We start from the raw sequence: 22,303 nt of genomic DNA on the forward strand, positions 1-22,303 counted from the left end.
TTCGTACAGTGCGCGAACGTATGGTGGACCTCAAACATATAATTTTTATAAGCCATATTTAAATGCAATTGCAGACTTATATGATGTTGGTTTAGGAATTAAAATCTGGACAGCACAATTACATAGTTATGGGAATGCCTTTGCAAATATTAACGACACACTTAATGATGCAATTAAAACAACAGTATTAAAGATGGAGGAAGATGGCATAATAAAAGTAAGAAAAGAATGAAATATATGATATGGCAACAAAGTAATTGACAATATATAATTTTATTTTGTACATATTAAATATAAGAAAAATCATCAATTATGATTAGGAAAAGATTCTATGACGTAAAACTCAGATATATATTTTGTAGCTGACGATCAATTTTTTTAATAGAATCGATCATGCACAAGTGTACATGGTAATACTCTACAATGTGTCTAAAAAAACTTGAAGAGAGCATTGTTCTACTGGGAAATAAAAACTTTTCCAAAAATATTTATTTACATGAGAAACACAAAGACATAACACAAGTTTTAATATGCCCGGGATATTTGCTATCTAGAAATTTTGGGTGGTAGTTATTAAAAAAAATGTACAGTAAAATAGAGATACTGATAGATCTTAAGTTCTAAAGATTTTAAGTATGACTTTATTAGAATTATGAGTAATTATAATAGCCCACAATTATATCAAATAAAATTATACGCAAAGTGTAAATTCAGTTTGATGATTGAGAAATTGATATCACAATAGATGATAACATATGATTATACAATGTTATGCGAACATTTTATAATATGTAGTATATACACAATGTGACGTAAAAAAAGAAGTTAGTGGCAAGTGACACTTAAAAAAGAATTAATATGGGTGATTAATATGGGTAAAAGAGAACATAACACAAATTTAGCTGCTGAATTTTATGTATTATCAATACTATATAGGTTAGGAATTGATGCTCACTTAACATTGGGCAATAAAAAGTCTGTTGATATTGTTTTAGAAAATAAAAAAGAATTAATAACCATAGATGTTAAAGGATTGAAAGACACATCATGTTTCCCAATTGATAATTGGAACAAAAAGGATAAAAACCATTATTTAGTCTTTGTTTCTTTTCTAAAAAAAATTGAAGAACCCAATGTTGTACCAGATGTTTTTATTGTGCCTTCATTGGAATTAGAAAAAGGGCATAAAGAATTGGATGGGAAAACAATCATTTACAAAAATCCAAAGGGGAATAGAATGGTTGTTGAATATAGTAGATTAAAAAAGTTGGGCAACAAATATAAAAATAGGTGGGATTATTTTTTATAAATGTAAATACTGCCGTTAACAGTGGTTGTGCGCCATTGAAAAATTGCTTACCATTGAAACACTATATGATAACATTGACGCGATATCTTTTAGAGTGATAGCTATCTATTGCAATGTTGAGAATAATTTCTAAATTATATTTAATATATTTACCAGTCAAATTAATCACACGGTAATAATAGATCTTACCACTATACCGCAAGAAAAATATATTAAATTGTTGGATAATGCATGTTGTTTGTATGATGTAATTTTCAACAGGTGAGCTTTACACACTGCTGCTTTGTCTTTGTGCTGTACCAGCTCAAAATGACCCCATCTAAGAAAATCAAAAATTTGAATAAGGAGGAAAGCAGCAATGTAAAAGCATTTATAATACAACTGTGTTTAGTGTAACGGGTATGTTTAATTAACAAACAACAAAAAAAACAAAACAGGGACACTATATGACCCTCCAATAGTATTCTATATAGTTTATAGTTATGTTATGTACAGTGTATGCCATGAAATTTAATTTAAATTTTTTTGCCTATAATTTGAGCACAGTATTCATCTATTTTACAAGTAGGGAGGAGGGTGTAATATGAGCGATGACAAAGCTGAAGCGTTTGTAGGGTTACTGGTTGGGCTTCATATATATTTAATAGTAAGCGATATAATTGGCAAAACGTTATTTTTAATTATAGCCAATATAGCTACATGGGGATCGCTATTGTATTTTAGATTTAATAGGTTGCATAGATTGCATTTTTATAAGAAACAAATTTATTGGGGAACCAGTATTGATCAAGAATATGAAATTAATTTACAGCGGATACAAAAATTATATCATCAACAAATTGCATCAGCTGACATGGATGATACACAACCAAAAAAACGTAAATCTTGCTTACAATGTGCGTTATATTGAAAGATTGAGGGTTATTGTGAGTAAAAAAGATTATTATTCAATAGAGCATACAGTGTTAAACCCCAGGGTTACAGTAGGTAAATTGCATCGCAGATTGGTTTTGAAACATACAAAAGAAATACAAGATGATACACTTATGGAAAAACATTTAAAGGAATTTTATGGAGAAAACACATCTAAAAACATGTACTTCAGTAAAAATAAAATAAAAGCATACGCTACCTGTATTCATCTGCATGATAGCCTATACCGTGTATATTCACCCCCTGATGCAGGCCCGGCTGAATTTATAGCAGGCAACGTAAAATGTTATTTATATAATAGAGATGTTACGTATCCCATAGTGTTATTGCAACCGCATCGGGTTATGGTGTGTGGAGAAGAAAAAAGCCTTATAGTAGACGATGATGCTCATACCATAGACGGTAGAGGTACAACTGTGCTCATTTTTGGTTATCATACCATAACTATATGGTATTACGATGATAACAGGGTAATTGCAATTAAAAGAAACCAGCGTATAACGTATGGTGAATTGTTGAATGATGCTGGTGATATAATGATAATTGCAGATGGCAATATTTATTTTGGATTTAAAAAGATTAATAGGATACCCATAGGTAAAGATTTTATACAATATCATTCATTACAAAATGGCATAATGCTCACAACAACAGGTTTTATATATAGAAGAAAACATATTAATCTTGGAAAACCCCCACAAAAAGTAACATACACCAATCATACTGTTATTGTGTTAAGTGATGGACAACTGTATGAAATTTCAGGTAATGGCAATGATTTTACAATAACATACTATCCGTATCCATATTACATATACGATATTGCACAGGTTGAAAATACATTATATGCAGATGATAGTGAAGGGTTGGCAATCCTAGAGTTTGAAAGTAAGTGAGTAAGCGCATACATCTTTATGCTGCACGTAAAAAATTTTCTTGCATATATTTGCTATTTATAATCACATTGTATTGAATAAACCGGCTAAATAAATTGAATCAAAATTTTTATACAGGAGTAATACTATGACTATAATTACAGACGTGCATGCACGCGAAATTTTAGATTCACGGGGCAATCCTACAATAGAGGTTGATGTTGAGCTTTCATCGGGGATTGTTGGCAGGTTTGCAGTACCATCAGGAGCATCAACTGGCGAAAATGAAGCAATAGAACTACGAGATGGTGACAAATCCCGTTACAATGGCAAAGGTGTTTTGCAGGCAGTACAGAATGTAAATGAAATAATTTCAGGGGCTATCGTGGAAATGGACGCCATGCGTCAGATTGAGATAGATAAAACTTTGATTGATCTTGATGGCACTCCCAATAAGGCAAAATTGGGTGCTAATGCTATATTAGGTGTTTCAATGGCATGTGCAAAAGCAGTAGCAGAAACATTAGGAATGCCTTTGTATCAGTACATTGGTGGAGTAGGAGCGTGTGAGTTGCCGGTACCAATGATGAATATTTTAAATGGTGGCAAGCATGCTGACAACAATGTTGATATACAGGAATTTATGATAGTGCCCGTTGGTGCTGATAGCTTCAGAGAAGCGTTACGCATGGGAGTTGAAACATTCCATGCATTGAAGAAAGTCCTATCAAAGAAGGGCTATAACACTGCAGTGGGTGATGAAGGTGGGTTTGCACCCAATTTAAAATCCAATGCCGAAGCGTTTGAAGTAATACTGGAAGCAATAAAAGAAGCAGGATTTAAGGCAGGCGAGGATATCTATTTAGCCATAGATTCAGCTGCAAGTGAATTCTATAAAAATGGAAAATATATCATGGCAGCAGAAGCAAAACCTGAGAAGACATCTCAGGAGCTTGTTGCAATATATGAAAGCTGGATCAAGAGCTATCCTATAATATCCATTGAAGATGGAATGGCCGAAGGAGACTGGGACGGTTGGAAACTGTTGACCGATACATGCAAGGATAAAGTTCAGCTTGTTGCTGATGATATATTTGTTACTAATACTCAGATTATAAAGAAAGGAATTGAGAAGGGGATAGCTAATTCAGTATTGATTAAGCTTAATCAGATTGGAACATTGACCGAAACTATCGAAGCTATTGAAATGACAAAACGAGCAGGCTATACTGCAGTAGTATCGCACCGTTCTGGCGAAACAGAAGACCCTGCAATAGCCGATTTGGCTGTTGCCATGAACACAGGTTTTATTAAGACTGGCTCAGCATCACGTACTGATAGGCTTGCAAAGTACAATCAGCTGCTGAGGATTGAAGAGCAGTTAGGTGCTGCAGCCAAATTTAACGGGAAGAAGGTGTTTTATTCCATTGGTAAACCGTAACAATAAGTTTTTATTATTTATAATTGCCTTTATCCTCTTCAGTATATACTGCTTTGTATTCAGTGACAGTGGTATACTGGAGAGGATGAAGCTGCAAAAAGAAATTGAATATATACAGCTTACCATTATCCAGAAGCAGGCGGAAATTAAAAAATTCAAAGAATTGAACCGCGCAGACAGCCTTGATAATCTTTTGGTAAGAGAAAGTATTAACGCAGGTTATATCCCTCAAGGTGCAAAAGCATTTGAATTTAAGGATACTCGCTTTCATAACCAACAGGTACAATCGCTTATGCCAACAAGGAGTGAAAAGTTTGCACTGTACATTAAATATGGCAGGATATTGTGGCTGACTTTTTCTTTGTTGATTATTATTGGAATGTTGCTATACTATAAACACAAAAATCGATTATAATACTATACGCGTTGTATGATACCTCCAATGTACACTCTGACTCCCCGTGACCTGCAGGTCTTGCAGTGGCAGCTTAAAGGCACTACTGATGCAGTTGCTGGTGTGTTTGATAAGTGTAATTTTGGCTTCCCGCAGATAGTTCTTTTGTCGCCTAAAGTTGGCGATGTTGTCGATTATCAGTCATTGTCAAATATTTTATGGCTGACCTGCCCCTATTTAAATGATGAAATACATGAGCTTGAGAATAAAGGATATATTGCAAAAATTGAAAAATTTATCAATTCAGAGGAAGAATTAAAACGTGAAATGCTGAAAGCACATGCACATTTTTATTTTTTCAGGAAAAGTGTATATGAAAAATATTTACAAAAAGAAATTGAGGATGAATATATCAATATATTAAAACGAGGTATTGGAGGATTGCAGGAACCAGTACATATAAAATGCTTGCATTTGCATTACGCACACTATAGAATATGTGACAGTAATATAGCAGGAAGGATTGTGTATCATTTATTACAGCAGAAGGTAAATTGCGATGATGCAATTTGTAGAGTCTCCCTACAAAAATGATGATATCATAATCGTAAAAAAACTTAAAAAAGATGGCAGCTTAGATGCTGATATCATACATAAAGTTACTGAGATTTTACATAAAAATGGCATCGTTGTACTCCCGGTTGATTCACAGTATGAGATAGTTGGCATAGCAAATCCCACAGTAGAGAATAAATTAAGACATATCATAAAATCCAAATCCAAGAAATTTGTGCGCTTGATAGCTTCATTCAAAATGCTTGAATCACTTGCAACGGTGACCAAATTCCAATATGACTTTCTGCACAGAATATGGCCGGGTGAAGTGACAGCAATTGTGCCCAGAAAAGACAATGCAACACAGGAGATAGCTCTGCGCTTTCCAAAAACAAAATTTGTACAGGAAATCATTGAAGCAACTGGGCAGCCACTTTTTGCCACAAATGTTTTAAGAATGACCAAAGGATCAAATAAGCATACTGATATTATTCGCATGTTAGGAAAAAAAGTAGATGCCATTGTCATCATTGAAGAATTATGCAAGCGCCACCCCCGACCAACACTCATAAGTCTGTTTAATGGTAAGCTCAAAATATTGCGCGCTGGTAAAATTTCATCCGAAGAAATACAGTCATATTACTATCTTGGAAGCTGTGATGAGGAGATATAATTACCGGGGTTGATTCATATCAACATGTTTTAAATATATATAGCTATCGCCAAATAACCTAACTCTTCCATATAACGGTAACGAAGCGTTTGCTGATAATTGTGCTTTGCGTTTCAAGATATTGGTGCTAGCTCCTAATTTTCGGCCAATTGCATCATACATATAACCGTAGGTACCCTGTGCATACTGTACCACAAGCACCGTTGGTGAAGGCTTTTCATCCAGCCTAAGTGGGTCACGAAGTATGATGGGGTTGTTATGTAATATTGCCTGATAGTAGTTGTGCGACAGTTGCGTAACCTTTGAAAAATCACTTATATGCAGTAACTGATAGCTGTCAAAAAGAACAACAAACCACATAGTGTTGCGTTTGAATGTTATCCATTTGTAAGAACAGTTTTCTAGATCATCGTGTACAATTTTTTTTGTGTGCTGTTGCTCATCATATAAAGCCTTTTTTACAGCCATTTCTGGGAAGTGTGCAAGCTGTTCTTCCTGCAATGCAAGTATTTTAGAATGGATGTAGTACAATGCTGAAAGCTGTATTTCAGAGTTTGCTACTTGTTGGTATTTGTCAATTAATGATTTCAATTTAAGCAGATAACTGTATCCACCCAACGATGTAAAATGTGAATATACTTTTAACAAAAGATTAATCTGGTTTTCAAGCTGCACAAAGCAATCTTTGACACCGATGTGCTCCTTTTCCAGTTTTAAGATAAGCTGTTCAATTTTCTTGTTGATTTCATTAATATACTGTATGTTGTTTTCAAGGTATGTTCTGTATGCTAGTAGTTCATTTTGTGTGTTGTTATTATCCATACAGTATTACGTGTTTTTTGATTTCTTTTGCAGTTCTTCATACTTTTGTTTAAGCAACTGACCAAATGCTGAAGAACCCCTTGATGATTGTGAAGCCATAAATTGTTCATACGACAGCCGCTCTTCAATTTCCTGTGCCTTTTTTTCAGATGCAATGCATCGCCTGTCGTCTGCATTTACAGTAACCACTGCCACTTTAATAGTATTGCCAGCCTGATAGGATTTTGCTAATTCGGCATTTTTTTCAACTGCACAGTATTCACGAGGCACAAATGCGCGCATCTGGTTTGGTAGCACAACAACTAGACCCTTTGCAGTGATTTCTTCTATAGTTGCGTTGTGGACTGCATCGCGCAGTGAGTCATTTGCAGCAAGCCAGGGATTTTCTTCACCCGTGATTAACTCCAGAGCAATTTTTTTATTAGCATGGTCAATATCAATAATTTTAACCTGTACGCTATCGCCCTCATTACATACTTCATGTGGGTCATGAATTTTTTTCACATAGCTCATTCGTGAAACGGGTATAAAGCCTTCAAGGCCATTTGATAGCTCAACAAATGCACCACTTTTAATTATTTTGGCGATAGCTCCGGTATATATACCACCAACTTCAAATTTATTAACATAATCCCAAGGCTGGGGCAGTGTTTGTTTTATGCTCAATGTCATCTTTGCTTTGTTCCAATCTATATCGATAATCTTTGCTGTTATAGTTTGGCCTGTTTCAAATTGGTTGAGATTTGGTTTACGGCTATGCGACAGCTCACTTTTTGGCACAAAGGCATCCAGTGATTGTACCGATGCTAAAAGACCTGCATCAAGCACCTGAACAACGGTTGCCTGCACTATATCACCAACTTTCAACTGCAGTTTCAGCTTCTCAATAGTTTCTTCCTTGATTTTTTCAAGTAGTGACCTTCGGGAAAGGATGATGTTTTTTCCTTGCTGTTCATATCGCATGATAGCAAACTCAAAGCTTTTATTGAGGTAACTTTCGGTCTCCACAACTTTTGTATCAATCTGTGAAAGAGGACAAAAAGCCTGTATGCCGCCAATTGACACAATAAATCCTCCATTTGTTGTGTGCTTTACGGTACCAAATACAGGCAGTTGATTTCTGTATGCTGTGTGCAGCAATTCCGGTGAAACAATTCCCTTACCAATAGTAGATGTTAGTACTATTTCGCCGCGTTTTATGGCTGCAATATATGCGGTAATGGTATCGCCAACCTTGAGTGAGTGGTTGCCTTTGTCATCAATAAATTCTTTTATATCGATGACAGCTTCACTTTTAGATTGGATGTCTACAAATATGCTGTCGCCAGTTATAAGTATTACTTTTCCCTTAACAGAATCGCCCACTGCAAAGTTGTCAGATTTTATAAACGATTGTTCCAGTAACTGGGAAAAATTTTCTTCGTGAGAGTTTTCATTGGAATTTATGTGTGCCATGAAGTATCCCTATTGCATTATTTAATATCAGTAATGGATTGTACTCTATGCAATGAGCCAAAAATTGTCAATATTGTTTTTTCCTGTCATTCTATGAATGGTACAGAATATTCTTTCCCCCATACCGTCATTGAGGTCTTGACCCGGAATCTTGATTGCATTGAGATGCTGAAACAAGTTCAGCATGACCTACAGTGGTGTCATTGATGGCTTGCCCCGGGATCATACATCCCATACCGTCATTCCGGGCTTGCCCCGGAATCGTGTCTGCATTGAGATGCTGAAACAAGTTCAGCATGACGTATATGATAGTATCCCAATTAATTTTATTAACAAAATAAGGTAATGGTAACGATAATTAGATAAACAACGCACGGTATAACAAATTTTTGTTTAAATTTTCATTGTATGCTATACAATTGGTAGAAAATCTTCTTAAAATTTAATCGGAGGATATGAATGCGTAAACAGTATTTCATCGTGATTATTATGATTATAACAATGATAGTATCATCAGGTGTATTTTCTCAGGAAGCAAAGAAAGATTCACTGGAATCTGAAATGATTGTAAATGAAGGAAAACAGCTTGATCAGCAGATTCTTACATTTTGTAAAAGAATAGAGGACACAATAGCCAAATATAAATTAATGTCTATCAAGGATATCAGGTTACTGCCATTTCAGATATCATATTCACAGGGTAATGATTTTATCTATCTGGAAAAGCATTTTTTTGTTAAGGACGATCTGGTGCCCAATAAAATAAAGATAAAAAAATTAAAGTCCATTAAAATTTACACTAATGGGACAACGGTGAGCAAACTGGAATCAATCATAAGAGAAGAAAATTATTATGAAAATACAGTTTCAGAAGTAAAAATTGTTGATCCAACTCCTACTGCATTAGGCACTGATGATATTGTCTTTACCTATATTAGAGAAAACAAGGTGATATTAACTGATAAAAAGCTTTCGGAAGTAAAAAACTCAACAGCATTCCCAATACAGAATCAGCTTAAGCGAGAATTCTATATACCACATTTGATGTATTTTTATGATGTGCTTTTGAGCATAGCTGAGACCTATTATAAAGGCATGAAGGATGTTGATAGCACAATGACCGAATTCTTAAAGGATTCTACAAAATATTATTAAAAAAAAGGCGGGTGTAAAACCCGCCCTTTTGATTTCATGCTATCTGTTCACACTTTTTCCTTTCCATTTGACGTACTTCTTTCCGTAGAATTTTGCCTATTGCACTCTTTGGCAATGCATCAATGAATTCAATATCTTTTGGTACTTTATAAGGAGCTAATTTTTCTTTGCAATAGGCAATAATCTCCTCTTTGGTTAATTGTTCACCCGGTTTAACTACCACAAACGCTTTGGGGACTTCCCCACGATATGGATCAGGAACACCAATTGTGCACGCTTCAAGAATCTTGGGATGCTGGAATAGTATTTCATCAATCTCAAGTGGGAAAATGTTATAACCGCTGGAAATTATCATATCCTTTTTACGATCAACTATTGTAAGGTATCCATCTTCATCCATTGTTCCAATGTCTCCAGTGTACAGCCAACCATCCTTTAACACGGCTGCAGTCTCTTCAGGTTTTTTATAGTATCCTTTCATCACCTGAGGTCCTTTGAAGCATATTTCGCCTGACTGACCAATGTCCATTTCTTTTATACCGGATTCCACATCAACGATTTTAATATCTGTGCTGGGTAACGGTATTCCCACAGTACCGGGCTTTATATTGCCTTTCCATGGTGATCCAGTGCCCATTGGCGAAATCTCGGTCAGGCCATATATGTTGATGATGTCGCCACCAGTTAACTCTTTCAGCTGTTTAATAGTTTCAACAGGTAGAGGGGCTGCTCCAGCAATAAACCCTTTGATAAAACTCAAATCCATTTTTCTAAATTCAGGGTTGTTCAAAAGACCTATGAATATTGTGGGAACGCCAGGCACAAAGGTTGGTTTAAACTTCTTAATTTGTTCAATGATGACACCAGGTTCTGGCCGCGGGATAAGTATATCAGTCCATCCACCCCAGATGGTAAGATTCTGAATTCCTGTAAATCCTGCTGAGTGGAAAAAGGGAAAAATGCCAAGCATACTCCCATCACCTTCTTTGAGATCATAAAACCAGCTTCTCAGTTGTTGCACATTACATGACATGTTGGCATGTGTCAGCATAACTCCTTTACTGGTGCCAGTGGTACCTCCGGTGTATAGCAATGTGGCAACATCCTCCCATGATGATTCATCGTTCACGGGTGTGTCATCGTGCTGTTTCATCAAATCAAGGAATTGGCTTACATCCGCAGATGGCGTTACTTTGCGGTACATCTGTTTGCGAACATACGGAAATAGCTGTTTAAGGGGGAATGGGAGATAGTCATTAATGTGGCAGGTTATGATATGCTGTATCTTTGTAGTGGGCTTAATGTTGATAATCCGTGGTAAAAGCAGATCTAAAGTGATAACTACAGTTGCGTCAGAATCATTAAGCTGATACTGTAACTCGCGCTCTGTGTAAAGTGGATTGTTGAGTGCTGCTATTGCACCAATACGCCAGATTGCATAGTTAGCAATGACTACATTTGGAATATTGGGCAAAACAAGAGCAACAGTGTTGCCTTTTTTGACGCCAAGAGCTTTGAGTGCTTTAGCAAACGTATTGACCATCTTCTCAAGTGTGGCGTAATTGATTTTTTTGCCCATAAAAATCAATGCGGTATTTTCAGCAAATTTGTGGGCAGATCTTGTTAATGCCTGTGGCATTGTTGTTTTGTCAAAGTCAAGTTGGCGCGGTACCTGTGGGGGATAATTCTTATGCCATATTCTTTCAAATGACATGGGAACCTCCTTTAAACATTAAAATTAAAAAAAATAGTTTGATCATCACAGGGGATATACGCTGTAGCAAAATATCGTTGAGATAGGACTAGGCACTTGTAAGCAGTTATAAGATAAGAAAAATGTTGAGCGGCAAGCAACAAAAGTCACGGGTTTGTATTATTTGGGAGCAATACAATATGTGTGTCCTGCCCAACCCCTGTGACTACAACCCAATAAATTAATACATAACAGTGTTATGTTGCAATAGGTATATGACAATGTCAAGCTAAAATTTTTTATTTATTGACTATCTGCCATACGCGCAAAACGCCAAATATGATGGTTATTGCAACTAAAATTATGGTTATCTTTCCTGATAACTTATGAAAATCTTTAATATTCTGTTTTCCCTTTGTTATTAAATAACCCAGGTGTTTTTATAGCCATTGATTGTTTTTCTTTTTTGTGGAAATGATGGCGGCCACAAGAAGCAATATAAAACCTAGTATCATAGCAAACGCATGTAACATTGTTGGAATTGGAATACTCATGGCAATCCTCCATTAAAATGTAATCTATTTATTTTTTGGTATTATACGATGGTAAATAAAAAAATCAACAATAAATAAAAAATAAAAGATGAATCGCTATTTATTAATACAATGCAGAATTTTAAACAAAATACAAAATAGTTTATAACCAAACAGTCTTGGACAACAATGCTATACATGTCATCATTCACATGTCATCATTTACATGTCATCATTTACATGTCATCATTTACATGTCATCATTTACACGATAATTTTAAAGAATCATTTCTGGATAGGGATATTCATTACACAACAATAAAAATATTGTGAAGATTAAAATATACACTATATTTATATATATAAATTTTAATAAATATAATTACGAGGTTGTTTATGGGTTTGATAGTCGATAGGCGAGATCAGGAATTTGTGTTGTACGAAATGTTAGGACTACAGGAATTGTTTTCAACTCCCCGCTTTGCGGACTACTCAAAGGATATGTTTGATATGGCAATTGATTTGTCAAAGCGAATATCCGAAGAGGAAGTGTTGCCAAAATACATGGAAGGGGATAGAGAAGGGGCAAAACTGATTGATGGTCAGGTTAAGGTTCCAAAGTGCTATCATCATCTGCACAAAATTATGAACGATAGTGGCCTTTTTACCATGGCAGTATCACCGCAAGCTGGTGGTCAGGGTTTTCCGTATGTTATTGATCTAGCTGCACGTGAATACTATGTGTTCAACATGGGCTTTTTGCTTTACCCTGAAGCTGCAGTAGGTGCAGCACACCTCATTGAAGTGTATGGAACTGAAGAGCAGAAAAATAAATATATGTACAAAATGTATGAAGGGAAATGGGGTGGCACCATGGTGTTAACCGAACCTGAAGCAGGTTCTGATGTAGGTAATTTAAAAACTAAAGCCATACCACAGCCTGATGGTACATACAAAATAGTTGGAAGCAAGATTTTCATTTCTGGTGGGGATTCAGACCTTTTTGAAAACATAATCCATCCAGTACTGGCACGAATTGAAGGCGACCCAGCAGGCACCAGTGGCATATCAATATTTCTTGTACCAAAATATCTGGTTAATGATGATGGCACCCTGGGTAGGAAAAATGACATCACTATTACAGGAATTGAACATAAGATGGGATTAAAAGGGAGTGCTACCTGTTCAATGAGTTTTGGCGATAACGGCAACTGCTACGCTGAACTCTTAGGTCAGCCACGTCAGGGTATGAAGATAATGTTCCAGATGATGAATGAAGCCCGTCTTGGCATGGGACTGCAGGGGTTGGGGACTGCTTCTATTGCATACCTGCATGCATTAAACTATGCAAAAGAACGTAAGCAGGGTGCAGACCTTTTCAACATGCAGAATCCTGAAGCACCACGTGTTTCTATCATTAATCACCCCGATGTTCGCAGAATGCTATTGTGGATGAAATCCCATGTTGAGGGAATGCGTGCACTGGTATATTTGTGTGCACTTGCTATTGACCGCAAAGAAGCAAGCGAAGGCCAGGAAGCTGAAAAATGGCATGGTATTATGGAACTGCTTGTCCCTATCACCAAGGCATATTGCACTGATATGGGTTTCAGAGTAACAGAGCTTGCTATTCAAATTTACGGTGGCTATGGCTACTGCCAGGACTATCCAGTGGAACAGTTTATGCGTGATTTAAAAATTGCTTCAATCTATGAAGGCACAAACGGAATACAGGCACTTGACCTTGTTGGCCGAAAGATGTCGCAAAACAAAGGAGCAAACTTTATTAATTTTCTTGGTGAAATTAACAAAACTCTGGCACGCTACAAAGACAACCCGCGGCTTGCTGATATTTCAAAAGATGTACAGGATGCGGTGAATTTACTGGCAGATATGGGCATGTTCTTTGTACAGTGTGGTAAGGAAGGCAAGTTCCTTATCCCAATCAGCAATGCATATCCTTTCTTAAATCTTATGGGCACTGTTGCATTGGGATGGCTGTTATTTTGGCAGAGTGGCATAGCCTATGAAAAGCTTGACGAAATTTGCAAGCAATATAATGTTGATGCAAATGACAAAAAAGCAATTGCACAGTTAGCAAAGGACCATAAAGATGCAGCATTTTACTGTGGCAAAATACACAGTGCGCGTTATTACATTACGCATGTATTGCCACATGCACATTCGTATGCAAAGGCAATCAAGAGCCAGAATCTTTCAATGCTTGACATTCCGGAAGAAAGTTTTGCGATAGAGTAAACAGGTTGTTGTTTTTGGCACAAAAAGAAAAGCGGGCTTGCAATAAGCCCGCTTTTTGTTATGAGCTATCGCACAAATAAAAAATAGTTGCACAAAGTTTATTTTTGTGGCCGATAGTTACTAATTACTAATGTGAAAATGAGGAAACAGTGGCATATAAAAATCTTCAAAATTTCATTGCTGCGTTAGAACACGCTGGTGAGCTTAAACGTATTAAAACAGAAGTTGATCCGTATTTAGAAATTACTGAAATTGCTGACAGGATGAGCAAAAGTTATGGACCTGCCTTGCTTTTTGAAAGAGTGAAAGGTTCAGCATATCCTGTGCTCATCAATGCATTTGGCAGCTATAAAAGAATGCAGATGGCACTGCACTGCAATTCATTTGATGAGATTGGGCAAAAAATTTACAACCTCATCACTATGCAGCCTCCAAAAACCATTACCGAAAAGATTAAGGCGCTTTTGACATTGAAAGATATTGCAAAGATAATGCCAAAAGAAGTCAGCAAAGCGCCATGTCAGGCACACATAATTAAAGAAGGTGCACTGCTTGATGCACTTCCAATTTTAACCTGCTGGCCAAACGATGGTGGGCCATTTATTACACTTCCCATTGTCATCACCAAAGACCCTGAGACAGGAATTCAAAATGCAGGCATGTATCGCATGCACAAGTTTAATAACACATCTACTGGTATGCACTGGCAGTACAACAAGGATGGTGCACGCCATTACCGCAAATACTGTCAGTTGCAGCAACGTATGCCGGTTGCAGTGGCCCTTGGAGGTAGTCCTGCAATAACGTATGCTGCAACAGCGCCATTGCCACCTGACATTGATGAAATGCTGTTTGCAGGATTTCTGGAAGGTGAAAGCGTTGAACTTGTGAAAGCAAGGACAGTGGATTTATTGGTGCCGGCAGAAGCTGAGTTTATCATAGAAGGGTATGTTGATCCCGGTGATGAAACTATTGAGGGCCCGTTTGGCGACCACACAGGGTTTTATTCTGCTGCAGACCGCTATCCAGTGTTTCACGTTACCTGCATCACCACGCGCGATAATCCTGTGTATCCGGCTACAATTGTGGGTAAGCCACCAATGGAAGACTGCTACATGGCAAAAGCAACAGAGCGGATATTCCTGCCGTTTTTAAAAATGCTTGTACCTGAGATTGTAGATATTGAGCTTCCGCTTGAAGGAGTGTTTCATAACTGTGCGCTTGTATCAATAAAAAAAGAATATCCTGGGCAGGCCAAGAAAGTTATCAATGCCCTGTGGGGATTGGGTCAGATGGCTTCAACCAAATATATCGCTGTATTTGATGATGATATTAATCTTAGGGATTACAGCACAGTGGTGTGGAAGCTTTTAAACAATGTTGATCCACGCCGAGATTTGATGATTGTAGAAGGCCCACTGGACGCGCTTGACCATTCGGCACCGTTTGCAAATTTTGGTGGCAAGATGGGCATTGATGCAACGCGCAAAACAAAAGAAGAAGGTATGGGCCGTGATTGGCCTAAAGAAATTAAAATGTCAGATGATATTATTGAGCGTGTAACAAAGAGGTGGAAGGAGTATGGATTTTAAAAAGCTATCGCAACTTATTATGATTGAACAGACGGTGTTTGCGCTACCGTTTGCATATTTAGGAATTCTTTTTGCTGGAGGTGGAAAGATTTCAACATGGATATTTGCATCTGTTGCACTGGTTGCCGCGCGTACTGCCGGGATGTGCTTTAATCGCGTTATTGATGCTGATATCGATGCCAAAAATCCTCGCACAAAGGATAGGCTGTTGCCAAGAGGTGAGGTAACACGACAGGAAGTACTGCGCGCTGCTGTTGTATCTTGTGTGGTGTTTGTATTTGCATCGTATATGCTCAATATGTTGTGTTTTTATCTTTCATTTGTGGCGATAGCTCTTTTAATAAGCTACTCATATTTCAAACGGTTTTCATCAGCTTCACATCTGTATTTAGGATTTGTGGAAGCAGCTGCACCAATTGGAGGGTATCTTGCAACAACAGGCGAATTTGCTTTGATTCCGTTTATATTGGGATTTGCCATTATGACGTGGATTGCTGGGCTTGATGTGGTGTATGCACTGCTTGATATAGATTTTGACCGTAATGAAGGCTTACACTCAATACCTGCACAATATGGAAAGGATAAGGCGCTTATCATTTCAGCATTGCTATATGTTCTGTCATTTGCATCACTTATTGCAGCCGGGGTAATAACTTCACGCAAAGAAGCATACTGGATTGGAGTGCTCTGTGTGGGAATAATTTTTATCTACCAGCAAAAGCTTGCACGGAGCAAGGATTTAGAGCATGCCATAAAGGAATTTTTCAAGGTAAATTCGTTCATATCGCCGGTGCTCTTTATTTCAACGTTTGTTGATGTGTTTTTCATTATGTGAATTCACACAAAGATGGCAGAGTACGCGAAATAATTGCTAGAAAAATATTTTCAATCTCCCTAAACTCTGTGATCTCAGCGAACTTTGCGAAAAAAAATGGAACATCACGCAGAGAGCGCGGGGTACACGGAGTGAAAGAGGGTTGCAAAAGAACTACAATCTCCCCAAGCTCTGTGATCTCAGCGAACTCTGCGTGAGAAAAATATATCACACAGAGAGCGCAGAGTTTAAGGCTTGCAAAAATAAGTTTAGAAGAATATGCTGGCTGTGATACAATTAATTCTATGATAATCGTGTGCATAACAGGAGCAAGTGGTGCTATCTTGGGTATACGCCTGATAGAAGAGTTATTGCAGAAAAACAAAGAAGTTGCATGTATTGTTTCGCAAAGTGCCTGGCCTGTTATGCAGTATGAATTGCAAACTGACGTCCACACTGTTAAAGAAATTTTGCTGCAGCGCAGTATCGATATTCAATTGCTCCATAATCTAAAAGAATATAAACCTGATGATTTTTTTACACCAATTGCAAGCGGCAGCAATCCATTTGAAGCAGCAGTAGTGATTCCTGCTTCTATGAAGACAGTGGCTGCTATCGCTTGCGGATATGCTGACAACCTTATACACCGTGTATGCGATATTGCACTTAAAGAAAAGCGCACTCTCATCATTGTGCCACGCGAAACGCCAATGAGCGGAATACATCTTAATAATTTACATACAGCGGCACTGTATGGGTGTACGGTAGTTATGCCTGTGCCAGCATTTTACAATTTCCCAAAAACTATTGATGATGTTATTAATTTTATAGTTGGCAGAGTGTTGGACATTCTGCATATTGAACACAATTGTTACAAGCGATGGAATAATGAACCTCATACGCGATAGTAAACTTATTTCAATCAGCGAAAAAGTGGAGGCTGGCATTGCTGTATCAGATGATGATGCATTTGCCATGCTTACAACCACTGATATTATGGGGCTTGCTGCCATAGCTCATAAAGTTAAAATGAGATTGCATGGGAGCAGTGTCTTTTATGGTGTGAATATGAATCTTAACTATACCAATATATGCACACTACGGTGCCCGTTATGCGCTTTTTCACGTAACAAAGATGATAATGATGCTTATCTGTTGTCATTGGATGCGATAGCTCAAAAAATTGAAACTGCAGATGATATTGATGAAGTCCACATTGTGGGCGGGCTTCATCCCGATCTTCCATTATCATATTACGAAGATATGCTGAAAATCATTAAATCTATAAAACCTGCTCTTCACATTGTAGCGTTCACTGCAGTTGAATACGATTATATGTCAAAGAAATTCAATATCCCGCTTGATGAGTTGTTTCAGCGGTTGAGGAAAGCTGGGTTAGGCTCAATTCCTGGCGGTGGTGCTGAAATCTTTGCACCTGAGGTGAGGGGAACTATCGCCCCAAAAAAAATTAGTGGAACGCGCTGGCTTGAAGTTATGGCAATAGCTCATAGAAACGGCATAAAAACCAATGCCACAATGCTTTTCAACCACATTGAAAATGAACAGCATATAATTGACCATATAAAGCAAATTCGCACGTTGCAGGATGAAACAGGCGGATTTAAAACATTTGTACCTCTGGTATTTCATCAGGAGCACACAGGAATAAAAGCCAAACGAAAAGAACCAACTGGTTTTGATATAATCCGAATCTATGCAACAGCTCGCATTTACCTGCACAATGTGCCCCATATCAAGGCATTGTGGATGTATGTGGGGGAAAAGTTAGCACAGGTGCTGCTACAGTGCGGTGTTGATGATATCGGTGCAACCTACTATGATGAAAAGGTGGTACACAGTGCAGGTGCCAAGACGCCTGCATGGGGGTCTGAAGCATTTTTACAGCATATAATAAAAGATGCAGGTTTTATACCAGTACGTGTGAATGCAAGTTATATTCCCACAACATGAAGGTATTTATGAAATTAGGCTATATTAACTATCTTAATTGTTTCCCTTTTTATTATCATATGTTTCATGTTAAGCCTCTTAATGGTGTGGAGGTGGTGCCTGCCTATCCAAGTCAGCTTAACCAAATGCTTATTGAAGGAAAGCTTGATATGAGTCCAATATCATCAGCAGCGTATGCACAGGGGCAGGACAGTCTTAAACTCTTACCTCAATTTTGTTTAAGCTCAATTGGATACGTACGTTCGGTGATTCTTGTAAGCAAAAAACCAATTGAGATGCTTGACAACTGTACGGTTGGCCTTTCACATGCATCGCAAACGTCAGTGGTGCTTTTGAAGATACTTTTGCAAAAATTTTATGGTGTACTTCCGCACTATGTGAGCTCTGATCCCTTTGCAACATTGGGTGATATTGATGCAAAGCTTGTTATTGGCAATGAAGCAATGATGCATGAGCAGGAGCCCGTGCCATATATCTATGACCTTGGTGACCTGTGGCTACAGAAGACTGGTTACCCGGTAGTCTTTGCTGTGTTTGCAGTGCGAAGTGACGCTATCACCCGGTACAATGACATCATTAATGATGTGTGTGCATCATACCGCACCTCACTTGACACTTTGAATACAAATCCTGCCGACTTGATTGCAAAAGCCCGGCAGCGGTATCCCGATATTGCTTATGATATTGCACATTACTATACCCTGCTAAAATTTGAATTTACTGAAAAGCTTAAAGAAGCATTAATGCAGTATTATGCAATGGCCTGGCAGTTGCAGTTATTGCCGCCTGTTTCATCATTACAATTTTTTGGGCGATAGTTACTATATATGAAATCCATTGACACAATAATTAATGCTATCCTTGACCACCGGCGAATAGATTCTCACGATGCCGAAATTCTTTTTCAATGCGATATTGCAACCTTAGGACCTCTTGCGGACATGCGCCGTGAGAAAATAGTGCCAGGAAATGAGGTTGGATTCGTCATAGACCGCATCATTAATTATTCCAACAGGTGTGTGGCAATGTGTAACTTCTGTGCGTTTCATGCGCGGGCAGGCAAAATACCACCATACGATCTTACTATGGATGAAATTTTGCAAAAAATTGAGGAGCTTGTTGCAATTGGTGGCACGCAGGTAATGCTGCAAGGTGGGCTTCATCCTGAGTATATTCTGCCACACTATGTAGATATTGTCAAAACAATCAAACAGCATTTTCCTTCTATATATTTACATTCATTTTCACCATCTGAAATAGTGCATATAGCAAAACAAAGCAATTGCAGTATTGATGAAGTTATCGGTACGTTGCAAAACGCCGGGCTTGATTCAATACCGGGAGCCTCTGACCTGCTTGTTGATGATGTTCGCAACAGGGTTAGCCCGCGTAAAATAACAGTACAACAGTGGTGTGATGTGGTGCGTTCAATAAAGCGCCATGGCATGCACACAACCGCAACTATGACCTACGGCATGGGCGAGACGCTATCCCAGCGCATAGAGCATCTTGAAGTGGTGCGCCAAATGCAGGATGAAACTGGCATCATTATGGGTTTTATACCGTGGTCGTTTTCGCCAAAAGGCACCTATATGGAAGACGTTATTCCTGCAACGGGCATTGATTATTTAAAAACTGTTGCTATTGCCCGAATTTTTCTGGACAACATCCCCTATCTGCATGCAGGATGGCTCACTGAGGGGATGGGACTTGCGCAGATAGCACTTGCCATGGGTGCAAACGATATGGGTGGCATCCTGATGGAGGAAAAGGTTGTAAAAGCAACAGGTGTTACTACAACTACCAATTTAGAACAATTATGTGATATAATTATTAATGCAGGAAAAATCCCGTTGCAGCGTGATTCAAAATACAGGCCTATCAGGAGATATTCATGAAGTATCAGGTTGACAATGATAACCCTCATGGGCGAAAAGCAAAAATACGTTCAATGTTTGATGCAATTGTTGATGGGTATGACAGAGCAAACCGTATTTTATCGTTTGGTATTGACCAGTTGTGGCGCAAAAAGGTTGTAGAGCAGTGTGAATGTTCACAAAAAGATGTTGTGCTGGATATCTGTTGTGGCACAGGGGATCTTTCAGCGCTGATCCGTGCAACTGGTGCTCATGTAGTGTCGCTTGATTTTTCGTATAATATGATTCAGAAGGGACGGGAAAAGGGAAATATTGATGAACTGGCAACCGTTGCAGATGCATCACGATTGCCGTTCAAAGATGCAATTTTTACCAAAGTTTGTGTGTCATTTGGTATTCGAAATATACCCGACATTGATATATTCCTTGAAGAGGTGTATAGAGTCTTAAGACCTGGTGGTACATTTATTATTCTGGAACTCACACGTCCACGGTATAATATTTTCAGGTTGTTATACTTCTTTTATCTTTATACTATATTGCCAATTGTAGGCGGAATTATTGCTGGAAGTTTCAATGCTTATAGATACCTATCAAAAACAATACACACATTTATTGACCCTCTCACCTTGACGGCAATGCAGGAAAAACATGGTTTTATAGACATTCAGTGTAAATCTATGACGTTAAGCATAGCTACTATGTATATAAGCAAAAAGCCGCCAGTGGACACATCATTTCTTTCGTTGCCGTTGTCAAAGCATTCTCATTCTAACAGTGTAATCATTCATTAGAATTAGAAATAGTACAGATATTTCTTGGACAATGGATGGTTGCCGTCAATCAGGCTGGTTACTTTCTGCTGTATTGTTTGTGTGATAGCTCCGGGAACTGGACTAAATGAAATAGCATCAATGCTTTCAATTGGCTGGATGTTATTGACACTACCGCTAAAAAATGCTTCAGAAAACCTATTAATACTTACAGCAGGAATGTTGCATTCTTCTGCGGGGATGTTATCATAGCGTGCAATATCAAGAACTATCATACGTGTTACACCCGGCATAATTGAATCCAGTGTGGGTGTATAAAGGCAATTATTCTGCACAAAGAAAATGTTTGCAGTTGCCGCTTCAGCAATATTGCCGTTAGTGTCAACAAGAATAGCATCAGTGTACCCTTTATTTTTTGCTTCCATCTGAGCAAGGTAGCTGTTTACATAATTTCCTGTAACTTTGGCATGTACCGGAACTGTTGTTGGGTCAATCTTTCGGTAGCTTACAATATGTGCACGTGCTGGTTTTGATAGCTCTTCAATATTGAGCTTTAGCGCTTTATAATCAATACAAAAAACCGCAAGTGAAATCTTACCTGAGCGGGGAATAATGGTAAACTCTAGGTCATCATCAAAATATGCAAAAAATTTCACAAGACCATGTGTTACGTTATTCGCTTTTGCACAAGTTACTATTGCTTCTGTTAGCTCATTTTCATTGTGCTGTACATTGATGTGCATTGCCTTTGCGCTGTTAAAAAACCGCTCACAGTGCTGGTGTAATCCTAACAGTGCACTGCCGCTTTTATTGGTAACTATCTCCAATACTTCAAATATAGCTGTTCCCCTGCTGAAACTGTGTGAAAGCAGTGAAACTTTAGCATTATGAATGTCAGTCAATGATCCATTTATCCATGCTTGCATACGCACTACCTTTACGATGTTTGTGATTTAGTATGATGCATCACATTATGAGTAAAAAACGCATGTAACACATAATTATATACAAAGTCAAATCAATAAACTAAAATTTGTTATTAAGTTGCAATAATATAGTCATTAATCTATTCGTAACAATGAGAAGTAAATTAGTAGATAATGAGGAATGATAAAAAAGTCAAAATAGTTGCGGTGGAACGAGGATCTGTTCAACTATGATAATGAACAGGCAGGTTAC

At 37.8% G+C, this 22,303-nt stretch carries 22 protein-coding genes; 17 read left to right on the forward strand and 5 right to left on the reverse strand.

All coding sequences use genetic code 11. The features are described from left to right. The 8 genes from N3F66_11040 to N3F66_11075 form a co-directional block, all read left to right on the forward strand. Positions 1 to 232 (forward strand): hypothetical protein (locus N3F66_11040; GenBank protein MCX8124677.1); only part of this gene is annotated, 232 nt, incomplete at its 5' end. 639 nt (positions 233 to 871) lie between these two features. Next, positions 872 to 1,309: a hypothetical protein gene (locus tag N3F66_11045; protein MCX8124678.1), complete on the forward strand. Its 438-nt coding sequence runs from the start codon at positions 872 to 874 to the stop codon at positions 1,307 to 1,309. A gap of 583 nt (positions 1,310 to 1,892) precedes the next feature. Then, positions 1,893 to 2,219: a hypothetical protein gene (locus tag N3F66_11050; GenBank protein MCX8124679.1), complete on the forward strand. Its 327-nt coding sequence runs from the start codon at positions 1,893 to 1,895 to the stop codon at positions 2,217 to 2,219. A gap of 16 nt (positions 2,220 to 2,235) precedes the next feature. Beyond that, entirely contained in the window at positions 2,236 to 3,138 is a 903-nt protein-coding gene (locus N3F66_11055) for a hypothetical protein (protein ID MCX8124680.1), read from the forward strand. A 127-nt stretch (positions 3,139 to 3,265) separates the two neighbouring features. Beyond that, positions 3,266 to 4,558 (forward strand): phosphopyruvate hydratase, encoded by a 1,293-nt coding sequence (gene eno, locus N3F66_11060; GenBank protein MCX8124681.1) that lies wholly within the window; start codon positions 3,266 to 3,268, stop codon positions 4,556 to 4,558. Between the two features lie 85 nt (positions 4,559 to 4,643). Next, a complete protein-coding gene (locus N3F66_11065) occupies positions 4,644 to 4,973 on the forward strand; it encodes a hypothetical protein (GenBank protein ID MCX8124682.1) in 330 nt (109 codons plus the stop codon). A 27-nt stretch (positions 4,974 to 5,000) separates the two neighbouring features. Then, positions 5,001 to 5,546: a DUF501 domain-containing protein gene (locus N3F66_11070; GenBank protein ID MCX8124683.1), complete on the forward strand. Its 546-nt coding sequence runs from the start codon at positions 5,001 to 5,003 to the stop codon at positions 5,544 to 5,546. Then, positions 5,512 to 6,180 carry a Sua5/YciO/YrdC/YwlC family protein gene (locus N3F66_11075; protein MCX8124684.1) on the forward strand — a complete coding sequence of 223 codons (669 nt, stop codon included), beginning with the start codon at positions 5,512 to 5,514 and terminating at the stop codon, positions 6,178 to 6,180. Before N3F66_11070 ends, N3F66_11075 begins: the two co-directional genes overlap by 35 nt. On the opposite strand, the gene N3F66_11080 is transcribed toward N3F66_11075, so the two are convergent. Both N3F66_11080 and N3F66_11085 read right to left on the reverse strand, forming a co-directional pair. Beyond that, complete coding sequence (locus tag N3F66_11080) at positions 6,181 to 7,002, reverse strand: hypothetical protein (protein ID MCX8124685.1); 822 nt, start codon at positions 7,000 to 7,002, stop codon at positions 6,181 to 6,183. 6 nt (positions 7,003 to 7,008) lie between these two features. Beyond that, positions 7,009 to 8,457, reverse strand: a complete 1,449-nt coding sequence (locus N3F66_11085; protein MCX8124686.1) for a S1 RNA-binding domain-containing protein — start codon at positions 8,455 to 8,457, stop codon at positions 7,009 to 7,011. Positions 8,458 to 8,916: 459 nt separating this feature from the next. On the opposite strand from N3F66_11085, the gene N3F66_11090 reads away from it, so the two are divergent. Continuing rightward, positions 8,917 to 9,612: a hypothetical protein gene (locus tag N3F66_11090; GenBank protein MCX8124687.1), complete on the forward strand. Its 696-nt coding sequence runs from the start codon at positions 8,917 to 8,919 to the stop codon at positions 9,610 to 9,612. 34 nt (positions 9,613 to 9,646) lie between these two features. Here the strand turns inward: N3F66_11090 and N3F66_11095 are convergent, their stop codons facing one another. Together N3F66_11095 and N3F66_11100 are read right to left on the reverse strand one after the other, a co-directional pair. Next, positions 9,647 to 11,326, reverse strand: coding sequence for a long-chain fatty acid--CoA ligase (locus N3F66_11095; GenBank protein ID MCX8124688.1), 1,680 nt, complete (start codon positions 11,324 to 11,326; stop codon positions 9,647 to 9,649). Between the two features lie 419 nt (positions 11,327 to 11,745). Beyond that, a complete protein-coding gene (locus N3F66_11100) occupies positions 11,746 to 11,859 on the reverse strand; it encodes an LPXTG cell wall anchor domain-containing protein (GenBank protein MCX8124689.1) in 114 nt (37 codons plus the stop codon). A 375-nt stretch (positions 11,860 to 12,234) separates the two neighbouring features. On the opposite strand from N3F66_11100, the gene N3F66_11105 reads away from it, so the two are divergent. From N3F66_11105 to N3F66_11140, 8 genes are all read left to right on the forward strand, one after another. Then, positions 12,235 to 14,097 carry an acyl-CoA dehydrogenase gene (locus tag N3F66_11105; protein MCX8124690.1) on the forward strand — a complete coding sequence of 621 codons (1,863 nt, stop codon included), beginning with the start codon at positions 12,235 to 12,237 and terminating at the stop codon, positions 14,095 to 14,097. 149 nt (positions 14,098 to 14,246) lie between these two features. After that, complete coding sequence (locus N3F66_11110) at positions 14,247 to 15,689, forward strand: menaquinone biosynthesis decarboxylase (protein MCX8124691.1); 1,443 nt, start codon at positions 14,247 to 14,249, stop codon at positions 15,687 to 15,689. After that, the gene (ubiA, locus tag N3F66_11115; GenBank protein ID MCX8124692.1) at positions 15,679 to 16,524 is read left to right on the forward strand and encodes a putative 4-hydroxybenzoate polyprenyltransferase; all 846 of its coding nucleotides are present in this window, start codon (positions 15,679 to 15,681) and stop codon (positions 16,522 to 16,524) included. Before N3F66_11110 ends, ubiA begins: the two co-directional genes overlap by 11 nt. Before the next feature lie 284 nt (positions 16,525 to 16,808). After that, the gene (locus tag N3F66_11120; GenBank protein ID MCX8124693.1) at positions 16,809 to 17,411 is read left to right on the forward strand and encodes a UbiX family flavin prenyltransferase; all 603 of its coding nucleotides are present in this window, start codon (positions 16,809 to 16,811) and stop codon (positions 17,409 to 17,411) included. Then, complete coding sequence (locus N3F66_11125; GenBank protein ID MCX8124694.1) at positions 17,392 to 18,474, forward strand: CofH family radical SAM protein; 1,083 nt, start codon at positions 17,392 to 17,394, stop codon at positions 18,472 to 18,474. The genes N3F66_11120 and N3F66_11125 overlap by 20 nt, the downstream gene beginning before the upstream one ends. An 8-nt stretch (positions 18,475 to 18,482) precedes the next feature. After that, the gene (locus tag N3F66_11130) at positions 18,483 to 19,292 is read left to right on the forward strand and encodes a menaquinone biosynthesis protein (GenBank protein MCX8124695.1); all 810 of its coding nucleotides are present in this window, start codon (positions 18,483 to 18,485) and stop codon (positions 19,290 to 19,292) included. A 9-nt stretch (positions 19,293 to 19,301) separates the two neighbouring features. Beyond that, positions 19,302 to 20,372: a radical SAM protein gene (locus tag N3F66_11135; GenBank protein ID MCX8124696.1), complete on the forward strand. Its 1,071-nt coding sequence runs from the start codon at positions 19,302 to 19,304 to the stop codon at positions 20,370 to 20,372. Next, on the forward strand, positions 20,369 to 21,145 hold the full coding sequence (locus tag N3F66_11140) for a ubiquinone/menaquinone biosynthesis methyltransferase (protein MCX8124697.1): 777 nt from the start codon (positions 20,369 to 20,371) through the stop codon (positions 21,143 to 21,145). Before N3F66_11135 ends, N3F66_11140 begins: the two co-directional genes overlap by 4 nt. A 2-nt stretch (positions 21,146 to 21,147) precedes the next feature. Here the strand turns inward: N3F66_11140 and N3F66_11145 are convergent, their stop codons facing one another. Continuing rightward, positions 21,148 to 22,050, reverse strand: a complete 903-nt coding sequence (locus N3F66_11145; GenBank protein ID MCX8124698.1) for an aminotransferase class IV — start codon at positions 22,048 to 22,050, stop codon at positions 21,148 to 21,150. Positions 22,051 to 22,303: the final 253 nt, after the last annotated feature.

This window comes from Spirochaetota bacterium (genome assembly GCA_026414805.1).
In the GTDB taxonomy this organism is placed as follows: Bacteria; Spirochaetota; UBA4802; order UBA4802; family UB4802; genus UBA4802.